Source organism: Streptomyces bungoensis, from assembly GCF_001514215.1.
Lineage (GTDB): Bacteria > Actinomycetota > Actinomycetes > Streptomycetales > Streptomycetaceae > Streptomyces > Streptomyces bungoensis.
In genome coordinates, this window is sequence record NZ_KQ948861.1 from 232532 (window position 1) to 256401 (window position 23870).

General features: G+C 71.9%; 21 protein-coding genes and 2 pseudogenes. 8 read left to right on the forward strand and 15 right to left on the reverse strand.

The genetic code is table 11. The features are described 5' to 3' along the window. Window positions 1-81 precede the first annotated feature (81 nt). The 5 genes from AQJ66_RS22545 to AQJ66_RS22565 all read right to left on the reverse strand — a co-directional run bounded on the left by AQJ66_RS22545 (window position 82) and on the right by AQJ66_RS22565 (window position 5376). Window positions 82-1374 (reverse strand): cyanophycinase, encoded by a 1293-nt coding sequence (locus AQJ66_RS22545; protein ID WP_061925230.1) that lies wholly within the window; start codon window positions 1372-1374, stop codon window positions 82-84. Window positions 1375-1488: 114 nt separating this feature from the next. Continuing rightward, window positions 1489-2706 (reverse strand): M20 family metallopeptidase, encoded by a 1218-nt coding sequence (locus AQJ66_RS22550; RefSeq protein ID WP_061925233.1) that lies wholly within the window; start codon window positions 2704-2706, stop codon window positions 1489-1491. Then, window positions 2703-3467: an amino acid ABC transporter ATP-binding protein gene (locus AQJ66_RS22555; protein WP_061925236.1), complete on the reverse strand. Its 765-nt coding sequence runs from the start codon at window positions 3465-3467 to the stop codon at window positions 2703-2705. The genes AQJ66_RS22550 and AQJ66_RS22555 overlap by 4 nt, the downstream gene beginning before the upstream one ends. Continuing rightward, window positions 3464-4426, reverse strand: coding sequence for an amino acid ABC transporter permease (locus AQJ66_RS22560; protein ID WP_061925239.1), 963 nt, complete (start codon window positions 4424-4426; stop codon window positions 3464-3466). The genes AQJ66_RS22555 and AQJ66_RS22560 overlap by 4 nt, the downstream gene beginning before the upstream one ends. A 2-nt stretch (window positions 4427-4428) precedes the next feature. Next, window positions 4429-5376 carry an ABC transporter substrate-binding protein gene (locus tag AQJ66_RS22565; protein WP_079060354.1) on the reverse strand — a complete coding sequence of 316 codons (948 nt, stop codon included), beginning with the start codon at window positions 5374-5376 and terminating at the stop codon, window positions 4429-4431. Window positions 5377-5690: 314 nt separating this feature from the next. Between AQJ66_RS22565 and AQJ66_RS22570 the strand changes: the two genes are divergently transcribed. After that, the gene (locus AQJ66_RS22570; RefSeq protein WP_244162893.1) at window positions 5691-7115 is read left to right on the forward strand and encodes a pre-peptidase C-terminal domain-containing protein; all 1425 of its coding nucleotides are present in this window, start codon (window positions 5691-5693) and stop codon (window positions 7113-7115) included. A 71-nt stretch (window positions 7116-7186) separates the two neighbouring features. Here AQJ66_RS22570 and AQJ66_RS22575 read toward each other — a convergent pair whose 3' ends face one another. Further along, window positions 7187-9469: a heavy metal translocating P-type ATPase gene (locus AQJ66_RS22575; protein WP_061925245.1), complete on the reverse strand. Its 2283-nt coding sequence runs from the start codon at window positions 9467-9469 to the stop codon at window positions 7187-7189. Between the two features lie 113 nt (window positions 9470-9582). Beyond that, a complete protein-coding gene (locus AQJ66_RS22580) occupies window positions 9583-9876 on the reverse strand; it encodes a heavy-metal-associated domain-containing protein (RefSeq protein WP_061925248.1) in 294 nt (97 codons plus the stop codon). Window positions 9877-10582: 706 nt separating this feature from the next. Here AQJ66_RS22580 and AQJ66_RS22590 point away from each other — a divergent pair. Beyond that, window positions 10583-12148, forward strand: a complete 1566-nt coding sequence (locus AQJ66_RS22590; protein ID WP_061925371.1) for a multicopper oxidase family protein — start codon at window positions 10583-10585, stop codon at window positions 12146-12148. Window positions 12149-12215: 67 nt separating this feature from the next. Here the strand turns inward: AQJ66_RS22590 and AQJ66_RS22595 are convergent, their stop codons facing one another. The 3 genes and pseudogenes from AQJ66_RS22595 to AQJ66_RS22605 all read right to left on the reverse strand — a co-directional run. Beyond that, window positions 12216-12884: a DUF305 domain-containing protein gene (locus tag AQJ66_RS22595; RefSeq protein WP_061925254.1), complete on the reverse strand. Its 669-nt coding sequence runs from the start codon at window positions 12882-12884 to the stop codon at window positions 12216-12218. Window positions 12885-12990: 106 nt separating this feature from the next. Continuing rightward, on the reverse strand, window positions 12991-13413 hold the full coding sequence (locus tag AQJ66_RS22600) for a DUF6153 family protein (RefSeq protein ID WP_061925256.1): 423 nt from the start codon (window positions 13411-13413) through the stop codon (window positions 12991-12993). A 111-nt stretch (window positions 13414-13524) separates the two neighbouring features. Further along, window positions 13525-14346 (reverse strand): annotated as a pseudogene (locus AQJ66_RS22605) (MFS transporter); the annotation flags it as partial. A gap of 358 nt (window positions 14347-14704) precedes the next feature. On the opposite strand from AQJ66_RS22605, the gene AQJ66_RS22610 reads away from it, so the two are divergent. Further along, entirely contained in the window at window positions 14705-16720 is a 2016-nt protein-coding gene (locus tag AQJ66_RS22610; protein WP_061925259.1) for a carbohydrate binding domain-containing protein, read from the forward strand. 101 nt (window positions 16721-16821) lie between these two features. On the opposite strand, the gene AQJ66_RS22615 is transcribed toward AQJ66_RS22610, so the two are convergent. From AQJ66_RS22615 to AQJ66_RS22625, 3 genes are all read right to left on the reverse strand, one after another. Then, window positions 16822-17457 (reverse strand): hypothetical protein, encoded by a 636-nt coding sequence (locus tag AQJ66_RS22615; RefSeq protein WP_208611420.1) that lies wholly within the window; start codon window positions 17455-17457, stop codon window positions 16822-16824. Continuing rightward, entirely contained in the window at window positions 17454-17741 is a 288-nt protein-coding gene (locus tag AQJ66_RS22620; protein ID WP_208611421.1) for an SHOCT domain-containing protein, read from the reverse strand. Before AQJ66_RS22620 ends, AQJ66_RS22615 begins: the two co-directional genes overlap by 4 nt. Before the next feature lie 86 nt (window positions 17742-17827). Beyond that, window positions 17828-19108, reverse strand: coding sequence for an MFS transporter (locus tag AQJ66_RS22625; RefSeq protein ID WP_061925265.1), 1281 nt, complete (start codon window positions 19106-19108; stop codon window positions 17828-17830). A 119-nt stretch (window positions 19109-19227) separates the two neighbouring features. Here AQJ66_RS22625 and AQJ66_RS22630 point away from each other — a divergent pair, with 119 nt between their 5' ends. After that, entirely contained in the window at window positions 19228-19899 is a 672-nt protein-coding gene (locus AQJ66_RS22630; RefSeq protein ID WP_061925267.1) for an ArsR/SmtB family transcription factor, read from the forward strand. A gap of 149 nt (window positions 19900-20048) precedes the next feature. Next, window positions 20049-20381, forward strand: coding sequence for a hypothetical protein (locus AQJ66_RS38935; RefSeq protein WP_063804070.1), 333 nt, complete (start codon window positions 20049-20051; stop codon window positions 20379-20381). A 2-nt stretch (window positions 20382-20383) separates the two neighbouring features. Here AQJ66_RS38935 and AQJ66_RS22640 read toward each other — a convergent pair whose 3' ends face one another. Further along, entirely contained in the window at window positions 20384-21373 is a 990-nt protein-coding gene (locus AQJ66_RS22640; RefSeq protein ID WP_208611422.1) for a LysR substrate-binding domain-containing protein, read from the reverse strand. A 71-nt stretch (window positions 21374-21444) separates the two neighbouring features. On the opposite strand from AQJ66_RS22640, the gene AQJ66_RS22645 reads away from it, so the two are divergent. The 3 genes and pseudogenes from AQJ66_RS22645 to AQJ66_RS40140 all read left to right on the forward strand — a co-directional run. After that, a complete protein-coding gene (locus AQJ66_RS22645) occupies window positions 21445-22530 on the forward strand; it encodes a YeiH family protein (RefSeq protein ID WP_061925379.1) in 1086 nt (361 codons plus the stop codon). Window positions 22531-22545: 15 nt separating this feature from the next. Beyond that, the gene (locus AQJ66_RS22650; RefSeq protein ID WP_061925272.1) at window positions 22546-23205 is read left to right on the forward strand and encodes a pyridoxine/pyridoxamine 5'-phosphate oxidase; all 660 of its coding nucleotides are present in this window, start codon (window positions 22546-22548) and stop codon (window positions 23203-23205) included. A gap of 113 nt (window positions 23206-23318) precedes the next feature. Next, window positions 23319-23459, forward strand: a pseudogene (locus AQJ66_RS40140) (XRE family transcriptional regulator); the annotation flags it as partial. On the opposite strand, the gene AQJ66_RS22655 reads toward AQJ66_RS40140, so the two are convergent. After that, window positions 23456-23683 carry a hypervirulence associated TUDOR domain-containing protein gene (locus AQJ66_RS22655; RefSeq protein ID WP_061925274.1) on the reverse strand — a complete coding sequence of 76 codons (228 nt, stop codon included), beginning with the start codon at window positions 23681-23683 and terminating at the stop codon, window positions 23456-23458. The pseudogene AQJ66_RS40140 and the gene AQJ66_RS22655 sit on opposite strands and share 4 nt — an antisense overlap. Between the last annotated feature and the right edge of the window lie 187 nt (window positions 23684-23870).

Sequence of the window (23870 nt, forward strand, 5' to 3'; positions counted from 1 at the left end):
GGACGTGGATGGGGGACGCGCCGCGCGGTCCATGGGTGGCGGCCCGTCCCCCGCTCTCCCGGTTCCGGTGCCGGGCCGGGATCACTGTGGTGCGACGGCGATCCGCATGCCGATCAGCGTCTGCGCGGTGCTGCCGTCGCTCGTCCACGCCGAGAAGCCGGGCCGCTTCGCGAAGGCGACCCGGAAACGCGGGCCGCTCTCATAGGTGGTGGCCGTGGCGGTGACCTGTGCGGTGGAGGCGAGCGCGCGGGCCGTGGTGCGGAAGGAGTACGGCAGGCCGGCGGGGTCGTCCGGCGAGCGGAAGACGTCCGTGTTCGCGGGTACGGCAGTCGTGGAGCCCGGAAGGAGCGGGCGCTTGCCGCTCGCGGGCAGGGGCCGGCGGTGCAGGGCGTCGTAGCGGTCGCCGTCGGTGAGGTAGGTGTAGCGAGCCCCGCTCAGGCTCCATCCGGCGCGGCCCTCCCGAGCGCGGGCGCCCCGCAGGTCGAGGACCGCGACACCGTTGGTGCCCAGGACGGTCACGTCCTCGCGCCTGGTGCCGGGGTGGTCGACGACCAGGGCCGTGTTCTCGTCGAGGGCGTACACGCGGTCGTGGCCGGTGTCGGCAGCGAGGCGCAGCGCGCGGCCCTCGCGGCCCTCGGTCCCCGTATGGGTGTCGACGAGACCGGAGCGCAGGAAGCCGAAGCCTCCCTCGGGCAGGTAGCCGAGCCGGTCGGGGTCGTCGAAGTAGCCCGGTGCGCTGCCGTCCTTCAGCGCCTCGTAGGAGGCGCCGCCGGTGACCATGTCGGGGCCGGAGGCGATCTGGGCGCCGGCGGAGGAGCCGGCGACGACGGCACCCCGGGCGAGTTTGGCCCGTATGGCGGCCAGGACCTTGGTGTCTGTGTGCGCGTCGCCGTGGAGCAGGGTGGTGACGTACCGGTACTGGTCGCCTCCGCCGAAGAAGAACCCGGTCATCGAGTCGACCTGGGCGACGACGGCGTCCGAGTCGGCGTTGCCGACGTGGTCCAGGTCGATCGGTATCCACTGCGCGTCGGCGGCGCCGTACTTCTTGAACAGTGCGGAGTAGTAGGCGCCGTTGCAGGCGGAGTTGGCGCACTTGTCGGGGTCGCCGGCGTCGGGGTCCTGGCTCTCGGGTATCGACGCCGCGGTGAGGACGCCGATGCGGGCCGCGGGGCCTCCCGCGCGCTTGACGATCTCCTCGTAGACCTCGGCGTTGTCCTCCTTGAGGCCACCGCCGACGAGGACCAGTGAGCCGCCGGTCGTGGCGGTGGCGCGGGGTGCGGCCAGGGCGGAGGGCGCGGCGATGACGGCGAGGGCCACGGCAGTGGCGCACGCGTGCGCGATCGCGCGTCGGGACGGTCTTGCGGAAACGGTCATGGCTGCTGCTCCGGGGAGAGAGTGAGGGTGATGACGGTTGCCGTACGGGAGAGGGCGGGGGTGGCCGCAGCGGGTCTCCCGGGCCGGTGCGCGCGCCCGGGAGACCCGCTGCCGTCAGGCCTCGCCGCCGGCCGTGCCCAGGGCGGCGACGAGCGCTGCCAGGAGGGCGACGCGCTGGGGGACGCTGCCGGTGTCCAGCCATTCCTGCGGGGTGTGGTCCGCGCCGCCTACGGGGCCCAGGCCGTCGAGGACCGGGACGCCCGTGCCGGCGATGAGGTTCGCGTCGCCCACGCCTCCGGTGGCGGTGACGCCGATGTCGAATCCGAGGGCCGCTGCAGCGCGGCCGGCTTCCTCGAACATCCGGCGGGCGGCGGGAGTGTCCTCCATCGGCGGGCACAGGTCGAGCCGTTCCACGTGCACGCTGGTACCCGGTACGGCCGGATCGCGGGCGATGTCCTCGATCGTCCGCTCCGCCCGCCGGAGGCCGGCGAGGGTCGCCGCGCGTACTTCGAGGTGCAGTTCGGCCTCGGGGCAGACGATGTTGGGGCGGGTGCCGGCGCGCACGACGCCGACGTTGACGGTGACCTCGTCCCAGCGGCCGTTGAGCGCCTGGAGGGCGACGACGAGATGGGCGGCGGCGAGTGCGGCGTTGGCGCCCCGATCAGGTTCGATCCCGGCGTGGGCGGCCCGGCCGGTGACCGTGAGACGGAAGTCGGCGACGCCCTTGCGGGCGATGACCAGGTCCCCGTTCTCGCGGGCGCCTTCGAGACCCAGGCCGTAGTGCACCCCGCGGGCGGCCTCCTCGGTGACCGCCCGGCTGGCCGGGGACCCGATCTCCTCGTCGGGGGTGGCGAGGAAGACGAGTTCGGCGTACTCGTCGATGCCGGCCCGGGCGAGGACGTCCAGTGCGGTCAGCCCCGCGACCAGGCCGCCCTTGTCGTCGCACACGCCCGGGCCGTAGGCGGTGGAGCCCTTCAGGCAGAAGGGCCGTGCGGCGGCGGTTCCGTCCTCGAAGACGGTGTCCATGTGTGCGGCGAGCAGGATCCTCCGCCCGCCTTCCGCCTCGGTGAGCCGTCCCCGCTTGCGGGCGACCAGGGCGTCACCCGTGCGGTGGCCCCGGACGTCGGGCAGGGGGATGCGGCGGACCTCGAAACCCAGGCGGTCCAGCCGGGACTGCACCCGTTCGGCGACCTGGTCGACCCCGTCGGGGCTGTGCGAACCGGAGTCGATCGCGACGAGTTCGGCCAGGTCGGACAGGTACCGGTCGAGGTGTGCGCGGGCCAGGGACATCAGCTCGTCGATGTGGGGCTGCTGCCTCGGGGGGGCGCTCACAGGACCTTGGACAGGAACGCGCGCGTGCGCTCCTGCTCCGGTTCGGCCAGGACCTGCCGGGGGTCGCCGGCCTCGACGACGACTCCCTCGTCCATGAACACCGCGGTGTCCCCCACTTCGCGGGCGAAGCCGATCTCGTGGGTGACCACGACCATCGTCATGCCGTCGGCGGCGAGGCGGCGCATCACGTCCAGCACGTCCCCGACCAGTTCGGGATCGAGAGCGGAGGTCGGTTCGTCGAAGAGCATCAGTTTCGGCTTCATGGCCAGCGCTCTCGCGATGGCGACGCGCTGCTGCTGGCCGCCGGAGAGCTGGGCGGGGTAGTGACCGGCGCGGTCGCCGAGCCCCACCTGCTGCAGGAGGTGCCGGGCCTGGTCCCGTGCCTCGCTCCGGGACACGCCGGCCACCTTGGTGGGGGCCTCGATGACGTTCTCGAGCGCGGTCATGTGCGGGAAGAGGTTGAAGCGCTGGAACACCATCCCGATGTCCCGGCGTCTTTCGGCGACCTCCCGTTCGCGCAACTCGTGCAGCCTGCTGCCCTGCTGACGGTAGCCGACCAGTTCGCCGTCGACCGTCAGCTTCCCGCCGTCCACCTTCTCGAGGTGGTTGATGCAGCGCAGGAAGGTCGATTTCCCGGAGCCGGACGGTCCGAGCAGGCAGCAGACCTGGCCCCGCTCGACGGTCAGGTCGATGCCCTTGAGGACCTCGAGTCTGCCGAACCGCTTGCGCACTCCCTCGGCCAGCACCATGGGGGCTGTCATCGGGTCCCCTCCTTGTTCTTCCGGCCTGCCAGGAGCGCGGTGCCCTGGAGCATGCGCCGCAGCGGCGAGGCGTTCCCGGCCCGGGCGGTGCCCCGTCCGTAGCGGCGCTCCAGCCACGCCTGCGGGATGCTCAGCAGGGTCACGAGGGCCAGGTACCAGACGCTGGCGACGACGAGCATCGGGATGATCTGGTAGTTCTGCGCGTACACGTCCTGGATGTTGGACATCAGATCGTGCGCGGAGATGATCGAGACCAGGGCGGTCATCTTGAGCATGTTGATCGTCTCGTTGCCCATCGGCGGGATGATGACCCGCATCGCCTGGGGCAGCACGATCCGCCGCATGGTCAGGGCCGGTCGCATGCCCAGCGAGTGGGCGGCCTCGGCCTGCCCGGGGTCGACCGACTGGATGCCGGCGCGGACGATCTCCGAGGCGTAGGCGGCTTCGTTGAGGCCGAGGGCGAGCAGGGCCGCGATCGCGGGGGTGAGCAGCGAGTTCGTCTCGGCCTTGAAGAAGGTGATGTGGGTGAACGGGATGCCGATCATCACGTACTTGTAGAGCGCGGCCGCGTACCCCCAGAAGATGATCTGGACGAGCAGGGGGGTGCCGCGGAAGATCCATACGAAGAAGGTGGCCAGGCCGTACAGGACCGGGTTCGTGGACAGGCGCATCACCGCGATGAGCGTGCCCAGGCACAGGCCGAGAGCCATGGCGGCGGCGGTCAGCCAGAGCGTCGTGGCCAGTCCGTCGAAGATCAGTCCGGCGAAGAGGTACGTGCCGACGATGTCCCAGTGGAGGTTGCCGTTCTTGGCGAGCGAGCCGATGAGGCCGGCGAGCGCCGCGACGGAGACGACGGCGGCGGCCCATCGGGCGTAGTGCCGCACGGGGACGATCTCGATGCTGTGCGCATCGGCGTCGTCGCCGAGCGACGTGCGTGCGGGGGATGCGGCGTCGATCATGCTCAGTCGACCGCCGCGTTCTTCGTGGCCTGCTTCACCGCGATGGAGGCGACGCCGTACTTGGCGTAGATCTTCTGCACGGTGCCGTCGTCGATGAGGGCCTGCAGCGCCTTCTGCACGGCGGCGGTGAGCTCGGGCAGCTGCTTGCCGACCGCGATGCCGTTGGGCGAGGCGTTGTAGCCGCCCGGCGCGGCGGGGTCCTCGACCAGGTCGAACGCCTTGCCCGCATCGGCCGTCTTGGCCGTCCAGCCGGCCGCGGGCTTGGTCACGACCTGGGCCGCCACCTTGCCCGAGCGCAACGCGAGCTGGGCGTCGGAGTCCTTGGGGAACGTCTGGATGTCGATCTTTCCGGCGCCGGCCTTCGCGCACGCCGCCTGCCGGGACTTGAGCAGGGTGAGCTGGTTGGTCGCCGTCTGCACCGCGACCTTCTTCCCGCACAGGTCGTCCAGGCCGGCGATCTTCTGCGGGTTGCCGTCGGCGACGAGGATCCCGGAACCGGACTGCGAGTAGTCGACGAAGTCGACGACCCGCTGCCGCTCCTTGTTGTCCGTCATGGCGGACATGGCGGCGTCGAACTTCCCCGCCTGGATGCCGGGGACGATGCCGTCGAACTTCTGGGCGGTGAAGACGAACCTCACGCCCAGCTTCGCACCGATCGCCTGCCCCAGGTCGTAGTCGAGGCCCGTCAGCTCGCTCTGCCCCTCCTTCACGAACATCTCGAAGGGCGGGTAGGGCACGTCGGTGGCGACCCGGACGGCACCCGACTTCTTGATCTTGTCGGGCAGCGCGTCGTGGAGAGCCTTGACTTCCTTGATCTCCACGCCGGCGACGGACACCTTGCCGCCCGCCACGGGGGCGGCGGCGTCACTGTTCCCGCACCCGGACAGCGCCACGAGCGCCGCGGCCGAGACGGCGGAGGCCGCCATGCGGCAGGTGAGACGAGCGTTCATCACGATCGGACCCTTCGGTGAGCTGTGCCGGCGGAACGTCGCGTCCGGCCACTCCCCGGAAGTTACATTCTCGACGGGCAGATGGCCAGATGTATCGCACGTTACTTTCTCGCGGATCGACCAAGAGGGGAGGAGGGAGTCCCGGCGACAGCCGCTCAGCCAGTCGTTCTCCGTTTCCACGACTCGAAGTGCCGATCGCCCACGTCTTACATCTTCCGCACACGGAGCGGTACTTGTAAGTTCTGCTACCTCCACGGCGGGCGCCGGCCGCCTGCCCGTCACCGCAGTCCACAGTCCGCAGCCCGGGAGGGCACATGACCGTCCGCTTGCGTCACCGCTCCGCGGCATCCGCCGTGATCACGCTCGTTTCGCTCGCCGGCACACTCGCCGCCGTCCATCCCGCGCAGGCCGCCGCCGACCGCGTGCGGCTGGGCAGCGCCTCGGACGCGAGCCGCGCCGGCTGGAGCGGTCCGGCCTTCACCATGAACGGCGACGGCGCGGTCGTGGCGGCGTCCATGCAGCGCGCGATCGACGCCATCCGCGACGACACCGGCAGCCTCGACGTCGTCGTGCTCGCCGGATCGGCCCCCACGTCCGGCAGCAGTACGCCCGAGTGCGACAGCATCATGTCCCTGACCGGCGTGAACTCCTGCACCACGTGGACCTTGACCAAGGCGTCCGACGCCAGTGACCCCCAGGTCAACACCGATGTCCGCGATGCCGAGTTCGTCTACTTCGCCGGCGGCGACCAGTGCCGGTACGCCGCCTGGAAGGGCAGCCCACTCGAGGCGTCCGTCGAATCCGTGGTCGCCAAGGGCGGCGGATCGGGCGGCGGCAGCGCCGGCACCCACATCAACAGCTCCGTCGTCTACGACGCGTGCCAGGGCAGCGCCACCAGTGCGGACGCGCTGGCCGACCCCTACGATCCGGCGATCACCTTCACCACCGGCATGTTCGACTGGCCCCACTACGCCGACACCGTCAACGACTCGCACTTCGTCACACGCGACCGCATGGGCCGCACCATGGCCTTCGTGGCCCGGGCCATCAAGGACGGGCTGACCACGAGCGGCGCCGCCTGGGGGGTCGGTGTCGAACAGGGCGGGGGCTCGTTGTTCGTCGACAGGAACGGACTCGCCACCGAATACGGCCAGAACGCGTACGTCGTGCTCGGCGACCACCAGCCGGAGCAGGCCGTGCCCGGAAAGCCGCTGACCTTCTCCGACTACAAGATCTGGCGGCTCACGCCCGGCAGCACGTTCGACTTCGGGAACCGGCCCACCTGCGGGTTCTACCGTCGCAGCGTCACCGACGGCGTCGCCGACGCCGATCTCTACGACGGCATCGCGGAACCGTGCGGCTCCCCGGGCGCAGCGCTCGGTGAGAGCGAACCCAACGACACCAGCGGCACGGCCGACGACGCCTCGGCCCTCCCCTCGCCCACCACCCTCACCGGCAGCATGAAGTCGTCGACGGACCGCGACTACTTCCGGGTCGCCCTCGCCTCCGGCCAGACGGCTTCCGTGCGGTGCACGATCCCCACGGCATACGACGCCGACCTGTACTTCATGGACTCGGCGGGCCGGACTCTCCAACGGTCCGTCACCGACGGCGCCGGAGCGCCCGAGTCCCTCACCTTCACCCGGACCTCCTCCGGAACGGGCACCTACTACGTGGACGTCGAGGCGTACAGCGGTGCCGGAACGGCCACCTACACGTGCACGGTCGCCAAGAGCTGAGGTCCGACCGGCCGGGACGGAACAAGGCGCCCGGCCGGAAGGCCGGGCGCCTTTCGTCCAGAGTGCCGTACTTACTTGAACGTGCGCAGCCGCAGGCTGTTGGTCACCACGAACACCGAGGAGAAGGCCATCGCCGCGCCCGCGATCATGGGGTTCAGCATGCCGGTCGCGGCCAGGGGCAGGGCGGCGACGTTGTAGCCGAAGGCCCAGAAGAGGTTGCCCTTGATGGTGGCCAGGGTCCTGCGGGAGAGCCTGATGGCGTCGGCGGCCACGCGGAGGTCGCCGCGTACCAGCGTCAGGTCGCCGGCCTCGATCGCCGCGTCCGTGCCGGTACCCATGGCCAGGCCGAGGTCGGCGGTGGCGAGCGCGGCCGCGTCGTTGACCCCGTCGCCGACCATGGCGACCGTACGGCCTTCGCCCTGCAGCCGCTTGACGACGTCCACCTTGTCCTGGGGCAGCACCTCGGCGATCACTTCGTCGATGCCGACGGCGCGGGCGACGGACTCGGCGACCAGCTGGTTGTCGCCGGTCAGCAGCACGGGCTTCAGTCCCAGCCCGCGCAGCTCGGCCACCGCCTCCGCACTGGTCTCCTTGATCGCGTCGGCGACGGTGAGCACGCCGCGCGCCTCGCCGTCCCAGGCGACGGCGACCGCCGTACGGCCCTCGGCCTCCGCGGCCGCCTTGGCCTCCTCCAGCTCCCGGGGCAGCTCGATCGCCCACTCCCGCAGGAGCCTCTCGCGCCCGACGAGGACCGCGTGCCCGTCGACGACACCCTGGACGCCGAGCCCGGCGACGCTCTCGAAGTTCTCCGGGACCGGCAGGCCGCCGGCCCTCCCGATCGCCCCGGCCGCGACCGCCTGCGCGATGGGGTGCTCGGAGGCGTACTCCAACGCACCTGCCAGGCGCAGGAGTTCCGTCTCGTCGGTGCCCTCGGCGGCGTACACGTCGTGGAGGGTCATCCGGCCGGTGGTGACGGTGCCGGTCTTGTCCAGGACGACCGTGTCGACACGGCGTGTGGACTCCAGGACCTCGGGGCCCTTGATGAGGATGCCGAGCTGGGCGCCGCGTCCGGTGCCGACCATCAGCGCGGTCGGCGTGGCCAGGCCCAGGGCGCACGGGCAGGCGATGATCAGGACGGCCACGGCGGCGGTGAACGCGGCCGTCGCGTCACCGGTGACCAGCAGCCAGGTCAGCAGGGTGCCGAGGGCGATGAGGATCACGACGGGAACGAAGACTGCGGAGATGCGGTCGGCGAGGCGCTGCACCGCGGCCTTGCCGTTCTGGGCGTCCTCGACCAGCCTGGCCATCCGGGCGAGCTGGGTGTCCGCCCCGACGCGGGTGGCCTCCACGACCAGCCGGCCGCCGGCGTTGACCGTGGCGCCGGCCACCGCGTCGCCGACGGTCACGTCGACGGGGACGGACTCGCCGGTGAGCAGGGAGGCGTCGACCGCCGACGTGCCCTCGACGACGGTGCCGTCGGTGGCGACCTTCTCACCGGGGCGTACGACGAACCGGTCGCCGACCGCCAGCCGTGCCACCGGAACGCGGACTTCCGCGCCGCCGCGCAGCACCGCCACGTCCTTGGCACCCAGCTCCAGCAGCGCGCGCAGGGCGGCTCCGGCCTTGCGCTTGGACTTCGCCTCCAGGTAGCGGCCGGCGAGGATGAAGGCCGTCACCCCTGCCGCGGCCTCCAGGTAGAGGGAGGACGAGCCGTCCGTGCGGGAGATGGTGAGGTCGAAGCCGTGCCGCATACCGGGCATTCCCGCCTGCCCGAAGAACAGTGCCCACAGCGACCAGCCGAACGCGGCGAGGGTGCCGGTGGACACGAGCGTGTCCATGGTCGCGGCGCCGTGGCGGGCGTTGGTGAACGCGGCCTTGTGGAACGGCAGAGCGCCCCAGACGACCACCGGCGCGGCCAAGGTCAGCGACAGCCACTGCCAGTTGTCGAACTGGAGGGCCGGGACCATCGCCATCAGGATGACGGGCACGGAGAGGACGAGCGAGACCAGCAGCCTCTGCCGGAGCGCGAGCAGTTCACCGTCCGGTGCCGCAGTCGTCGCGGCCTCCGCCGCCTCACCGGCCGGCGGAGGAGGCGGCGGAGGCTCCTCGGCGGTGTAGCCGGTCTTCACCACGGTGGCGATCAGGTCGGAGACCTCGGTCCCCGCCGGATAGCTGACCTTCGCCTTCTCGGTGGCGTAGTTGACCGTGGCGGTGACGCCGTCCATGCGGTTGAGCTTCTTCTCGATGCGGGCCGCGCAGGAGGCGCAGGTCATGCCGCCGATGGAGAGCTCGACCTCGGAGGTGGCCGCGGGGGCGGAACCGGTGAGCGGTTTCTCGGACGCAGTGCTGGTCATGGGGTGACTCCTTGGGAGGCCGGGACGTACGGCGTCCGTATCAGCGGAGCGGTACGTCCCGGCGCGGGAGGTGAAGCGCGTGGCGTGCGGGGCCGCGCGCCCCGAGGCGGTCGTCAGATCAGGCCGACGAGCTCGTAGCCGGCCTCGTCGACGGCCGCGCGTACGGCCGCTTCGTCGAGCGGGGCGGCGGAGGCGACGGTGACCTCGCCGGTCTTGGCGTCGGCCGTGACGGAGCTGACGCCCTCCAGCGCGGATATCTCCTGCGAGACCGCGCCCTCGCAGTGGCCGCAGGTCATGCCGGACACCTTGTACACGGTGGTGACGCCGATGCCCTGAACGTCGGCCGCGGCGCCGGAGCCGCAGGAACCGCCGCCGCAGCAGGAGCCGGAGTTCGTCTGTTCGGTCATGGTTCTTCCTCGGGATCTCGGTGCGTGGGACCAGTCTGGGGGCCGGGGGGTGATCGGCCTCCCCGACCATGACATCATACCCCCTAGGGGTATGCCGTAGGCGAGATGCCTCTGCGGCCGCACTCACCGGGCCGCCCCGCCACCCGGTCGCATATTTACCCCGAGGGGTATATTGGGAGGTGATCGTTTCCCAGCGAGGACGTGGACCATGACGGCAGGCGGTGACCGGCGGGGCAGCACCTCGTGCCCTGCCGTCGTCTGGACGCGCACCGTCGTCATCGCGTTGGTCGCCGCCCTCGCCGTCCTCGTCCACCATGAGGCCGCCACCGCCGTGAGCCACGTCCCGAGCTCCGGGACGATGCGAGCCATGGGCGCCGACATGAAACATGCCGGGTTCGCCCCGACGGCGTCCGGCGACGGCAATGCCTGCTCCGGTATGACCGGGCCGCACTGCTCCGCGGCGAGTGTCGAGACGGTGAAGCCGGCGCCTCCGGCAGCCGCCGCCGTCGGACACACCACGGCGTCCTCGCCCCGCACCCCGCCCACTGGGCGGTCCGTGCCGGGAACGGTGGGCCGAGCCCCACCCGATCTTTCGTTCCTCTCCCGATTGCTGGTGTAGGCCGCGCCCGCGGCTGCGCGTGCCCTCGTTCCGCGCCGCCGCCTGACCGCGCGACCACACCGAAGCGATCGTGAGAAGAGAACCATGGTGAACAGCATCAACCGCCGGTCCGCACTGCTGGCCGGGCTCGGTATGGCAGGCGGGAGCGCCCTCGCCGCCTGCAGCAACGGCTCCAGCCGCACGCCCGCCCTGCTCAGTCCGTCCGGCTCGGCGGTCGCCGCGGCCGAGAAGAGGCGCGCGGGCACCGGCAGGACCCGCGAGACGACCCTGATCGCCGCCGCGGCCACGGCGGAGCTGGGCGCCGGGGTCAAGGCCAGGACGTGGGCCTTCGACGGACAGACTCCCGGCAGGGAGCTGCGCGTCTCGGCCGGGGACACGCTGGCCGCGACTCTGTCCAACCAGCTTCCCGGGCGGGCCGCCACGTCCGTCCACTGGCACGGCGTCGCCCTGCGCAACGACATGGACGGTGTCCCGCCCGTCACCCAGACGGCCGTGAGGGCCGGGAAGAACTTCACCTACCGGTTCCTCGCCGACAGGCCGGGGACGTACTTCTTCCACCCGCACGTCGGGGTCCAGCTCGACCGCGGCCTCTACGCGCCGCTGATCGTCGAGGACCCGAAGGAGCCCCTGTCGTACGACGAGGAGTGGGTCGTCGTCCTCGACGACTGGCTGGACGGCGTCACCGGCACCCCGGACCAGGTCTTCGCCGAACTGCGGCAGGGCATGGGCGGCATGCACGGCATGGACGGCATGGACATGAGCGGCGGGATGAACGGGTCCCCGTCGGCCTCGCCCTCGGGCGGCGGCATGTCGGGCGGATTCATGCTCATGGGCGCGCGGAGCCCGCTGCTCGGCGGGGACGCCGGCGACGTGAAGTACCCGTACCACCTGGTCAACGGGCGCGTCCCGGCGGATCCGCAGGTGTTCCGGAGCAAGCCGGGCAAGCGGGTCCGGCTGCGTCTGATCAACGCGGGAAGCGACACCGCGTACCGCGTCGCCCTCGGCGGCCACCGGCTCACCCTCACCCACACCGACGGCTTCCCCGTCGCGCACCAGCAGGTCGACGCCCTGCTGATCGGCATGGGGGAACGCTACGACGCCCTGGTCACCCTGGCCGACGGTGTCTTCCCCCTCGTCGCGCTCGCGGAGGGCAAGAACGCCGCCGGGATGGCCGTCGTCCGGACCGGGTCCGGCGCCGTCCCCGAGACGAACGTCCACCCCGGGGAACTCGACGGCCTGATCATGGCCGCCTCACGGCTCCGGGCGGCGGACGACGTACGGCTGCCCTCGAAGAAGACCGACCGTGTTCACCGCATCGAGCTGAACGGCAGCATGATGGCCTACGACTGGGCCGTCAACGGCGAGCGGTTCGACGTGAACGACCCGGCCGCACACCCGATCACGGTCGAGGAGGGTCAGCGGGTACGGCTGGACTTCGTCAACACCACCACCATGTGGCACCCGATGCACCTGCACGGGCACACGTACCAGCTCGGCACCGGCGGCCCGCGCAAGGACACCACGATCGTGCTGCCCAAGAGGACGGTGTCGGTGTTCTTCGACGCGGACAACCCGGGCCGGTGGATGCTGCACTGCCACAACGCCTACCACGGTGAGGCGGGCATGATGGCACTCGTGGCCTACCGGGCCTGACGCTTCACCGGTGCCCGGGGCCGACAGTCGTACGTCCTGTCGGCCCCGGGTCCAGCCGGCTGAGGATCTACTGCCTGCCGAGCATCTTGTTCATCTCGGTGATCTCGGCCGACTGCGAGGTGACGATCGACTTCGCCATGAGCTTCGCGGGACCGTAGGCGCCCTTGGCCTGTTCGGTCTTCGCCATCGCGATCGCGCCCTGGTGGTGGCTGATCATCATCTGCAGGAACGCCTTGTCGAAGGCGTCACCGGACAGGCCCTTCAGCCTGCCCATGTCCTGGTCCGACATCATGCCGGGCATCGACGAGGCGGAGTGGTCCATGCCCGGCATGCTCCCCATGCCGGACTCGCTGTCACCCGGGACCTTCTCGCCCCAGGCCTTCAGCCAGCCGGACATGGTGTCGATCTCCGGATCCTGCGCCTTCTTGATCTTCGCGGCCAGGTCCTTCACCTGCGGGGACTTCGCCCGCGAGGCGGCCAGGTCGGCCATGGCCACGGCCTGCCGGTGGTGCGGGATCATCCCCTGGGCGAACGACGCGTCCTGCGGGTCGTGGCTGCCCTCGGAAGCGGTGCCCGAGGGGTGCATCGCCCCCATGTCGTGGCCCGAGTGCCCCGGCGCCGGGGACGAGGAGGAGGACGAGGAATCACTGCTGCCGCAGGCGGCCAGCACCACCGCGGCGGTGGCGGCGGTGGTCAGCGCGACGGCCCGGCGGACGAGGGAACGGCGAGATGCCATGCGAGGTACAACTCCTTGAAGTGCCCGCGCCCACGCGCGGGAAGAAACGGATTCAGGCAGGCCCGGAGCACGCCACCCTCATCGGGAGGGGGCCGTGCGGGCGCCTCTAGATCCGCAGGAGCTGCAACTCGGAGAGATCGGGCGGTGCGCGCCCGTCGGCCGTCCCGGCGGCCGGGCCGCCGCAGGCGGTCGCCGCCGGATCGACGTGGGCGGTCGGAGCGGGCGTCAAAGCGGGCGGGACGTAGGAAGTGGACGTACCGCCCGCCGCACAGGTGCCTCCTGCGTGGTCCATGACCATGCCGCCGTCGTCCGCGTCCGACAGATGCCGGCAGTCTCCACCGGCGGCGTGCGCGAGCGTCGGGTGATGGCCTCGTGGCTCCACCGACATCATCGCGTCATGCCGGCCCGAAGCCGGCATACCGGCGGGTGACAGGGCGTGCATCCCCAGCACCCCCGCCACGAGGGCCAGGACCAGCCACGTCCAGCGCACAGCTCTCGCTCCGGAGCCGGGGCGAGAGCTGGAGATCATGGGCTCATCGTATGAGGGCGATCGACTCGATGCGGAAGAACACGCCGCCGAGTGGCTCATCCCACAGTGGCCGGTCCCCGGCCGGGTGACTCGCGAGTGCGCCCACCCCGCTCAGGCGCCGGTCGCCACCTCGTGTGCCACGGTCTCCTCGGTCGCGGAGTCGCCGGCGCCCGTGCGCACGGCGGGGATCAGCGAGGCCACGGCGGCCGACACCAGGGCCACGCCGCAGCCGATCAGCAGACCCGTCCGGAAGCCGTTCTCGGAGGCCAGTGTGCAGCCGCCGAGGGTGGTGGTCATCTGGGCGAGGACGACGCCGATCACCGCCGAGCCGATGGTCGTGCCGAGCGAGCGCATCAGGGTGTTGAAGCCGTTGGCCGCCGCCGTCTCGGAGAGCGGCACGGCGCTCATGATGAGGGCCGGCATCGCGCCGTAGGCGAGGCCGACGCCGCTGTTGACGACGATGCCGACGATCATCAGACCCCAGGCGGATCCCATGAGCGGCAGCGCGAGCCCGTACCCGGCGGAGATCACCAGCGCTCCGAGGACCAGTGCGGTCTTCGGACCGCGGGCGTTGATCAGCCTGCCGCCGAGCGAGACGATCATCATCATGACGCCGCCGGGCGCCATCCACAGGCCCCTCGCCAGCATCGACTGGCCCAGTCCGTAGCCGGTGGCCTCGGGGAACTGGAGCAGCTGCGGTGCGATCAGCATGAAGGCGTACATGCCGACGCCGATCAGGATCGAGGCGGCGTTGGTCAGCAGAACCCGCGGGCGGGCCGTGGTGCGCAGGTCGATCAGGGGATCGCGGGTGCGCATCTCGTAGAAGCCCCAGGCGAGGAGCGCGACGGCGGCGAGGGCGAACAGGCCCAGCGTGGTGCCCGAGCCCCATCCCCAGTCGGCGCCCTTGGAGATCGCCAGGAGCAGGGACACCACTGACCGGAGGAGGACATCGCCGCCTTCGCCGCGTACCTCCAGCGTTTCAACGCCGGTATCGAGCGGCTGCACGGGATGCCCTGGCCGCGCTCCCAGGCCACGGAACGGCCCGCGTAACGCGCGACCCGCACCCATCGGCGTGAGGCGCCTTTCCGCAGGCATGCCCCTCACTGCAAGCTCTTGCAGTAAGCGGCAGAAATTCTTTGTCGAAAAGGTTGACGCGTACATCTCCGTGGCGGGAAGCTCCTCCGCGAATCCAGCGTGTACGGGGTCCACTTGCCCGTCGGCGGCCCGGGGACAGGGCCGCCGCGTGCCCAAGCGCGCCCTGTTTCCCCACCCCCCTCGAAGGAGCCGCACCATGAGATCCCGCGTCGTCAGCGGCACCGTCGCCGCGCTCGTCGCCGCGGCGGGGCTGGTCGGTGTCGCCCAGGGCCAGGCGAGCGCCTCCCCGCCCGGCAGCAAGGACGTCACCGCCACGCTCTTCCAGTGGAACTGGAACTCGGTCGCCAAGGCCTGCACCGACCAGCTCGGTCCGTCCGGCTACGGCTACGTCGAGGTCTCCCCCGCCTCGGAGAACATCCAGGGCAGCCAGTGGTGGACCTCCTACCAGCCGGTCAGCTACAAGCTGCAGAACCGGCTGGGCAGCGAGTCCGACTTCAAGAACATGGTCAGCACCTGCCACGGCGCCGGTGTGAAGGTCGTCGCCGACGCGGTCATCAACCACATGGCGTCCGGCTCGGGCACCGGCACGGCCGGCACCAACTACACCAAGTACAACTACCCCGGCTACTACCAGGACCAGGACTTCCACTCCTGCCGCCAGAACATCAGCAACTACGGCGACCGCAGCAACGTCCAGAACTGCGAACTCGTGGGCCTGGCCGACCTCGACACCGGCAGCGACTACGTCCGCTCGACCATCGCCGCCTACCTGAACCACCTGATCTCGCTCGGCGTCGACGGTTTCCGCGTCGACGCCGCCAAGCACATCGCGGCCTCGGACCTGTCGGCCATCAAGTCCAAGCTCAGCGACCCGAACATCTACTGGGCCCAGGAGGTCATCTACGGCGCCGGCGAGGCCGTGCAGCCGACCGAGTACGAGGGCACCGGCGACGTCGACGAGTTCAAGGGCGCCTTCGACCTGAAGCGGATCTTCACCTCGGACAAGCTGGCCAACCTCAGCCAGTGGGGCGAGTCGTGGGGCGCGGGCTACCTGCCGAGCTCCTACGCCCGCACCTTCGTGGACAACTGGGACACCGAGCGCAACGGCTCCACCCTCAACTACAAGAACGGCAGCACCTACACGCTGGCCGGCATCTACACGCTGGCCTGGCCCTACGGCTCCCCGAACGTCTACTCCGGCTACGAGTTCACCGACAACGACGCCGGCCCGCCCAACAACGGCCAGGTCAACGCCTGCTACAGCGACGGCTGGAAGTGCCAGCACGCCTGGCCGCAGATAGCGAACATGGTCGGCTTCCGCAACGCGGTCTCCGGCACCGGCGTGACCAACTGGTGGTCCAACGGCAACAACGCCATCGCGTTCGGCCGCGGCAGCAAGGGCTACGTCGTCATCAACCACGAGGGCAGCTCGATCAGCCAGGCCTTCCAGACCTCGCTGCCCGCCGGCACCTACTGCGACGTCCAGCACAGCGGCGCGAGCTACACCGTCGGCTCGGACGGGAAGTTCTCCGCCACCGTGGGCGCGAACGACGCCCTCGCCCTCTACACCGGCGCGCCCTGCAGCAGCGCCGGCGGTGGTGGCGGCAGCACCGGCAACTCCGCGACCGTCTACTACAGCACCGACAAGAGCTGGTCCTCGTACTACCTGCACTACGCGCCCAACGGCGGCAGCTGGACCACCGCGCCCGGCATCAAGATGGACAGCGCCTGCACCGGCTGGATGAAGAAGACGGTCGACCTCGGCTCGGCCACCGGCCTGACCGCGACCTTCAACGACGGCAACGGGACGTGGGACAACAACAGCGGCGGCAACTACGCCCTGAAGACGGGTGACGTCACCGTCAAGGACGGCGTGGTCGGCAGCGGCGACCCCTGCGGCAGCGGCACCACCTCCCCGGCCACCGGCGCCGCCTTCGCGGTGAACGCCACGACGACCCTCGGCCAGAACATCTACGTCGCCGGGGACATCCCGGCGCTCGGCGGCTGGGACACCTCCAAGGCGCTGCTGATGAGCTCGGCGAGCTACCCCGTCTGGAAGCTGGACCTCAGCCTGCCGGCCGGGACGTCCTTCCAGTACAAGTACATCCGCAAGGACGCGAGCGGGAACGTCACCTGGGAGTCCGGAGCGAACCGCACCGCGACCGTTCCCTCGTCGGGTGAGGTCACGCTCGACGACACCTGGCGCAGCTGATCCGGCTCGACGGCCGACCGGTCCGGGGGCCCGTCGACGGCGGTCGGCGGGCCCCCGGACCATGTCGGCGCAGGCAGAGGGACGCGATGTCTCCAGGTGGGCTATGCGCCGCCGGGGTGCTCCTGCATCCGGAGGAAGCGGCCGTGCCAGGTGTGGTACCAGACGGTGCCGGTCGTCGCGTTGACCGAGAGCATGCCGACGACGTGGCCGTCGCGCAGGGTGTGCAGGGTGTAGTAGCCGGGGAACCGCTCCGGTTCCGCCGCGTGCAGGGCCCGACGGTGCTCGCCCAGCCAGCGGTCGGCGATCCTCACCGCCTGAGCGGGCCCGATCGCCACGGTGCCGGGCCGGCTGCGGGCGGACATCATGCCGTAGGCGGTGTTCCACATCATGGCCGGGCCGAACTCCGGCTGCACGGCACCGGTCCGCGGGTCGACGAGGACCTCGGTGGCGCGGCTGCCGTCGGGGGCGAGGAGCTCGGCGTAGTAGCCGTTGCTGAACTGCATGGTCTCGCCGACGTGCAGCCCCCAGCGATGGGCGAAGCGCCCGGCGGCACGGTCGGCGTCGGCCATGTCGTGCACGGGGCCCGCGCGGGAGACGGCACCCGTCATCGCCCGGGGGCCCGGCCCCCACGACGGGGAGCCCCCGCCCGCGACCCACACCACCGAGGCGATCAGGGCCGCCACCGCGGCGACCAGCACGATCAGCGGCAACCGGCGGCCCCGCAGCCGCCCGGTCACCGGAGCCCCGGCCTGTGGGCGGCGAGTCGTTCGCGTGCCTCGGTGTAGGCGTCCGCGTCGATCTCACCGGCGGCGAAGCGACGGTCGAGGATCTCCTCCGGGGTTTCCCGGTGCTCGGGCCACTCCCGGCCCTCCCCGCGCCGGCTGCCGTCCGTGCGGCCGCCGGGCGTGCCGTGCGTCAGACGTGTCACCGCCCACACGACGAGGCCGATCAACACGATCCACACCAGGGGCATGAAGGCCATCCAGGCCCAGCCACCGTCCCAGTACATCACTGTGCTCACCTCCGCAGGAGGTTCCTCCTCCCCCTACTGTCCGTGCGGACCGGGAGGGGATGCCAGGGCCTTTCGGCCCCGCCGCCCGAGGCCCCTCAGGTCCGCGGGTGGGTCTCGTACATGCGCGCGGCCACGATCAGGCCGGAGGCGGCCGTGAGGGCGGCGACCGTCCAGACGGCGGTGGTCGGGCCGTAGGCGTCGGCGAGGGCTCCGGCGAGCAGGGCGCCGACGGCGAAGCCGCCGTCGCGCCACAGCCGGTAGACGCCGACCGAGCGGGCGCGCCAGGCGGGGTGGGCGACGTCTCCGACGGCGGCCAGCAGCGTGGGGTAGACCAGGGCGGTGCCGGCGCCGAGGAGGACCTGCGCCAGGGCCCAGGCGGGGAAGCCGGTGCCGGTCGCCACCAGACCGAGGGCTGCCGCCTGGACCAGCATGCCGGCGGTGATCAGGTGTTTGCGGCCGACGCGGTCCGACCACCAGCCGGTGAACAGCTGCCCGAACCCCCACACCGCCGGGTAGAGGGCGGCGAGCACGCCGATCGCGGCGATGGACAGGCCGTGGGCGGCGAAGAGGAGGGGGAAGATGCCCCAGGCGAGGGCGTCGTTGAGGTTGTTGACCAACCCGGCCTGGCTGGCGGCGGAGAGGGCCCGGTCGCGGAAGCTGGTGATCATGGCGATCTGGCCTGTCGTCAGCTCGCCGTGGTGGTCCGGGTTCTCCGGTGCGGGGTGGCGGGCGGCCTCGGCGCGGGCGTGGCCACGGGTCTCGCGGACCGCCAAGGTGGACAGGCCCAGGGCGAGGGCGGCGTAGGCGGCGCCGAGGAGGAAGGGGGCGGGGCGCAGCCCCCAGTGGGCGGCGATGGCACCGGTGGCCATGGCGGTGGCCGCGAGCGCCACGTAGCCGGAGGCCTCGTTGAAGCCCATGGCCAGACCGCGCCGTTCCGGCCCGACCAGGTCGATCTTCATGATGACGGTGGTCGACCAGGTCAGGCCCTGGTTGACACCGAGCAGGACGTTGGCGAAGACGATCCAGCCCCAGGCCGGCCCGAAGATGAGCAGCACCGGCACCGGCAACGCCACCAGCCAGCCGGCGACCAGGACCGGCTTGCGGCCGTAGCGGTCGGAGAGGGTGCCGGCGAAGAAGTTAGTGACCGCCTTGGTGGCACCGAAGGCCACGATGTAGGTCAGCGCGGCGGTGTAGGCGGACAGGTGGAAGACGTCGCGTGCCAGCAGCGGCAGGACGGTGCGCTCCTGGCCGAGCATGCCGCCGACGAGGGCGTTGACCGCGACGAGGAGGGAGAACTGGGCCAGGTTGGCGCGCAGGCCGAGCCGGACGCCGTCACCGGCGGCGCCGGGCGCGGTGGTGGTGGCCGGACTCGTCACCGGTCCTCCCGTGAGGTGCGGTCGGCGTGTCCCACGGTGTCCTCCAGACGGTCCCGGACCGGAGTGGCACAGTCCGCTCCGTCACTCATACAATATTCCACGGATGTATGGAGGATGCCATGGGAGACCCCGCCCGCAAAGCCGCCCTGTTCGACGCGCTCGCCACCACCGGCAAGGCGCTGTCCAACGGCAAGCGCCTGGAACTGCTGGATCTGCTCGCCCAGGGCGAACGCACCGTGGACGCCCTCGCGAAGGCGGCGGGGCTGGGCCTGACCACCGCCTCCGCCCACCTGCAGACCCTCAAGCAGGCGGGCCTGGTCACGACCCGCCGCGAGGGCACCCGCATCCACTACCGGCTCGCCGGGGACGACGTCGCGCACCTGTTCGCGCTGCTGCGCACGGTCGCCGAGACCCACCGGGCCGCGGTGCCCGTCGCCCGGGACGCCTACCTCGGCAGTGACGGCGCCCAGGTGGTCACCCGCGAGGAACTGCGCGCCCGCGTGGAGACCGGGGACGTGGTGGTGCTGGACGTGCGGCCGGTCGAGGAGTACGAGGCCGGACACATCCCCGGAGCCGTGTCCATCCCGGTCGGCGAGCTGACCGAGCGGATCACCGAACTGCCCGATGACACCGAGGTCGTCGTCTACTGCAGGGGCGCCTACTGCGTGCTCGCCCACGACGCGGTGCGGCTGCTGGCCGGGCAGGGGCGGCGGGCGCTCCGGCTGCACGACGGCATGCTGGAATGGCGCCTGGCCGAACTGCCCGTCGCCACTGCCGGGCACTCGGCCTGACCAGCACTTCCCCGTGGTGCCGGCGGCTTCCGGTGGCATCACCCGACGGGGCGGGTGATGGTGGTGTGCCGAGCGGGAAGGAGACGCCCGTGCATTCCTTCAGACCCGTGCATTCCTTCAGATCCGTCCATTCCTTCAGATCCGCAGCGGTGGCAGGTCTCCTGGGCGTCGCGGTGGTGGGCTCCTCCGCCCCGGGTGCGGGGTCCGTCGACCGGACCCCGCCCGCGACATCCGGCAGGGTGTGCGGCACGGACAGTGCTTCCGGACTGGGGGTGTGGGCCGGCCACGCCACCTTGTGTGCCACCGCCCTCGACGTGGCGGGCGGCTACACACGGCTCGCTCGCAACGCGGGAGGGTCCGTGGTCACCGTCCGGGCGGCAGGAGCCGTCTGGACCTGCCGGGAGCAGAAGGGCGACCCGAACCCCTTCCTGAAGTGCGTCGACACGGCCGACTCCGGCCAGTGGGTCGAGCTGACGTCGTAGGCCTACTCGCCCGCCGGGCGCCGGCCGGCGACCGCCCGGCGGGCCACCGCGACCAGTTCCGCCGCCGGGCCCACCAGGCGCCGCCCGGTCGGCCAGACCGCGCGCAGGTCGCGGGTGAGGTCGACGCCCGCGACGTCGACGCCGATCAGCCGCCCCTCGGCGATGTCCCCGCGGACGGCCAGCTCGCTCAGGACGGACGGCCCGGTGCCGGCGATCACCGCGCCGCGCACGGCGGCCGTCGACCCCAGCTCCACCAGGGGCCGGACGCGTTCGCAGCCGGCCAGGTACAGGGCGCGGTCCAGGGTCTGCCGGGTGCCGGAACCGCTCTCCCGCAGCACCAGCGGCGTACGGGACAGCTCCCGCGCCGACAGCGGCTCGCGTCGCCGCGCCCACGGGTGACCGGGGTCGACCACGACGACGAGCCGGTCCTCGGCGACCCGCCGCGTGGACATCACGCGGGACAGCCGGGGCCCCTCGATGAACCCGAGGTCGGCCTCGCCGGACTCGACCAGCTCGGGCACGTGCTCGCTGTTGGTCACCTGCAGCCCGATGTACAGCTCCGGCCGGCGGGCGCGCAGCTCGCTGATCCAGACCGGCAGCAGGTACTCGGCGATGGTCAGGCTGGCCGCGACGCGCAGTTCGGCCTCCCGCCGGTCGCGCAGCCTGCCGGCCCCGGCGAGCAGCTCGTCCAGCTCGTCAAGGACCCGCCGGGCGTGTCCGGCGACCACCTGCCCGGACAGTGTCAGCCGGGAACCGCGGCGGGTGCGGTCGACCAGCACGAGTCCCAGCCCGCGCTCCAGCGTGGACAGCCGCCGGCTGGCGGACGGCTGGGAGATCCGCAGCCGTTCCGCCGCCCGACCCAGGCTGCCCAGGTCGGCCACGAGGACGAGGAGCCGCAGCGACTCCAGGTCGGGGGTGCGCAGAGGGACGGGCACGGTACGGGGGTCCGGTGCGGAGGGGTCGGTCACAGTGCCAGCGTATGACTCACTCATACGCCTGCGCTATGAGCTCCTGCTCGATCAGGGGCTACAGGGCGGGCGCGGAACCACCCAGAGTGGTGATCATGAAGCACGTCAGTCTCTCCCGGTCAGGGCCCACTCGGCCGCCCCGCCCGGCCACGGCCGCGAGGCCGGGCCCCGCCCTCGCCGCCCGGCTGCCCGGGCTCGCCCTGGCCGTCGCCGTGGCCGTCGTCGCGACCGCGTTGGGCCGGCTGGTTCCCGTCGTCGGCGGGCCGGTGAGCGGCATCGTGCTCGGGGTGCTGGTGGCGGTCGCGGTGCGGCCCGGGCACCGGCTGCGGCCGGGCATCGCCTTCGCCGGGCGCGGAGTACTGCAGGCCGCGGTGGTGGTGCTGGGCGCGCAACTGTCCCTGGGACAGGTGCTGCGGGTCGGCATCGGCTCGCTGCCGGTGATGATCGTGACCCTCGCGGTCTGCCTGGCGGCGGCGTACGGGATCGGGCGCCGCCTGGGTGTCGTCCGCGACCTGCGCACCCTGATCGGTGTCGGCACCGGCATCTGCGGTGCCTCGGCGATCGCCGCGGTCGCACCGGTCGTCGGCGCGGCCGAGGCGGAGGTGGCCTACGCCGTCTCCACGATCTTCGTCTTCAACATCGCCGCGGTGCTGACGTTCCCCGCCCTCGGGCATCTGCTGGGCCTGGGCCAGCACGCCTTCGGCCTGTTCGCGGGCACCGCGGTCAACGACATGTCGTCGGTGGTCGCCGCCGCCACCACCTACGGCGGTCCGGCGGCCGACTACGCGGTGGTGGTCAAGCTGGCCCGCACGCTGCTGATCATCCCGATCTGCCTGGGCCTCGCCGCCCTCGCCCGGCGCCGTGCGCGGACGGCGGACGACGCCGCCGGCCCGGCCCGCTCCGCGGCGGTGCACGTCGGCCGGCTGGTGCCGTGGTTCCTCGTCGGTTTCCTGGTCCTGGCGGCCGTGAACACCGCCGGTCTCGTCCCGTCCGACGCACACGGCCCGCTCGGCACGCTCGCCGTCTTCCTGATCACCGTCGCCCTGTCCGCGATCGGCCTGTCCACCGAGCCCGCCAGGCTGCGCCGGACGGGCCCCGCGCCCCTGCTGCTCGGGGGCTGCCTGTGGCTGGTGGTGTCCGCCACCAGCCTGGCCGTCCAGTTCCTGGCCCGGTACGTGTGACCGTAGGGTCCTCGTATGGACGCGAGCGACGCGACGCGCAGCAGACTCAGGTCCCTTCCGGTCTTCGCGGGAGTGGAGGCGACCGGGTTCCCCGAGAAGGGACTCCCGGACAATCCCCTGCCGGTGGTCGCGGACTGGATCTTCGCGGCCCACGCGGCGGGCCAGCAGGAGCCGCACGCCATGAGCCTGTGCACGGTCGTTCCGGCCGGGGTGCCCTCGAGCCGGGTGCTGATCGTCAAGGACATCGACGACGACCGCCTCTACTTCGCCACCCCCTCCGACAGCCGCAAGGGCCGGGAGATCGCGGCGAACCCGAACGTGTCGGCACACTTCCACTGGCCGGCCGTCGGACGCCAGGTGCGGATCGTGGGTACGGCGGCGGACGCCGGGCGCGCCGCGTCCGAGGCCGACTTCGCCGAACGCGGTCGTGGCTCCCGTCTCGCCGCCCACCTGCACCGGCCGGGCTCGCCCGCCGACCGGGCGGCCGTGCTCGCCGAGTTCGAGCGTCTCGGGACCGTCCACCCGGAGGAGGTGCCGTGCCCGCCCGGCTGGACGCTCTACGGCATCACCCCCACCGAGGTGGAGCTGTGGGAGGCGAGTGCCGACCGGGTCCACCACCGGGTGGTGTACCGCGGGGAGGACGGCGCCTGGCGCCGCGAACTCCTGTGGCCCTGAGGCGCCGACGCTAGGCGGCCGCCTCGGGACGGGCGGGAACGAGGCAGGTGACGGCGGTCGGTTCGGCGTCCGGAGCCAGGAGGGCCCCGCACGTCCCCGGCCGCGCCCCGCGGGGCCCGGCCCCCGTCGAGGTGTGGCGGTGGCGCCTGAGAGCCGGGCGAGGAGTACCCCGGCCACCCCCGGCATCCCGGGTCGTGGAGACCGTCAGCGTCACCACCGGCAGCATGACGCTGAGTCCGGACCCCGCGCCTCACCTCTTCTTCAGCGCCGACGGCTTGTGCACGGCGGACCTGCCGGACGTCTCGCTGCGCACCTCGTACTGCGGCTCGTCCCGCGAGGCGTCGACCGTGCGGCCCGCCGCCTCGGTGCGCTTGGTGATCTTCTTCTCGACCTCTCCCTCGGCCTGGCTGCCGTGACTCTTCCAGGCCACCTTGTCGCCCTTCTTCAGCGTCTTGTCCTCATCACGGTTCTTCGCCATCCGAAGCCTCCTTCGTGAACGACGGGACCGCTCCTCCAGCGTGCGGGCGTCCTGCCCGCCTCGCAGCTTCTGGCGTCGGCGGCCGGAGCGGGCCGCTCCGGCCGGAGTCGTGATCAACAGGTCACCGGGGCCGCATTCCCGGTGTGCCCCGATCCCGAGCGTGTCCGGCGGCCGGGCACGGATGCGC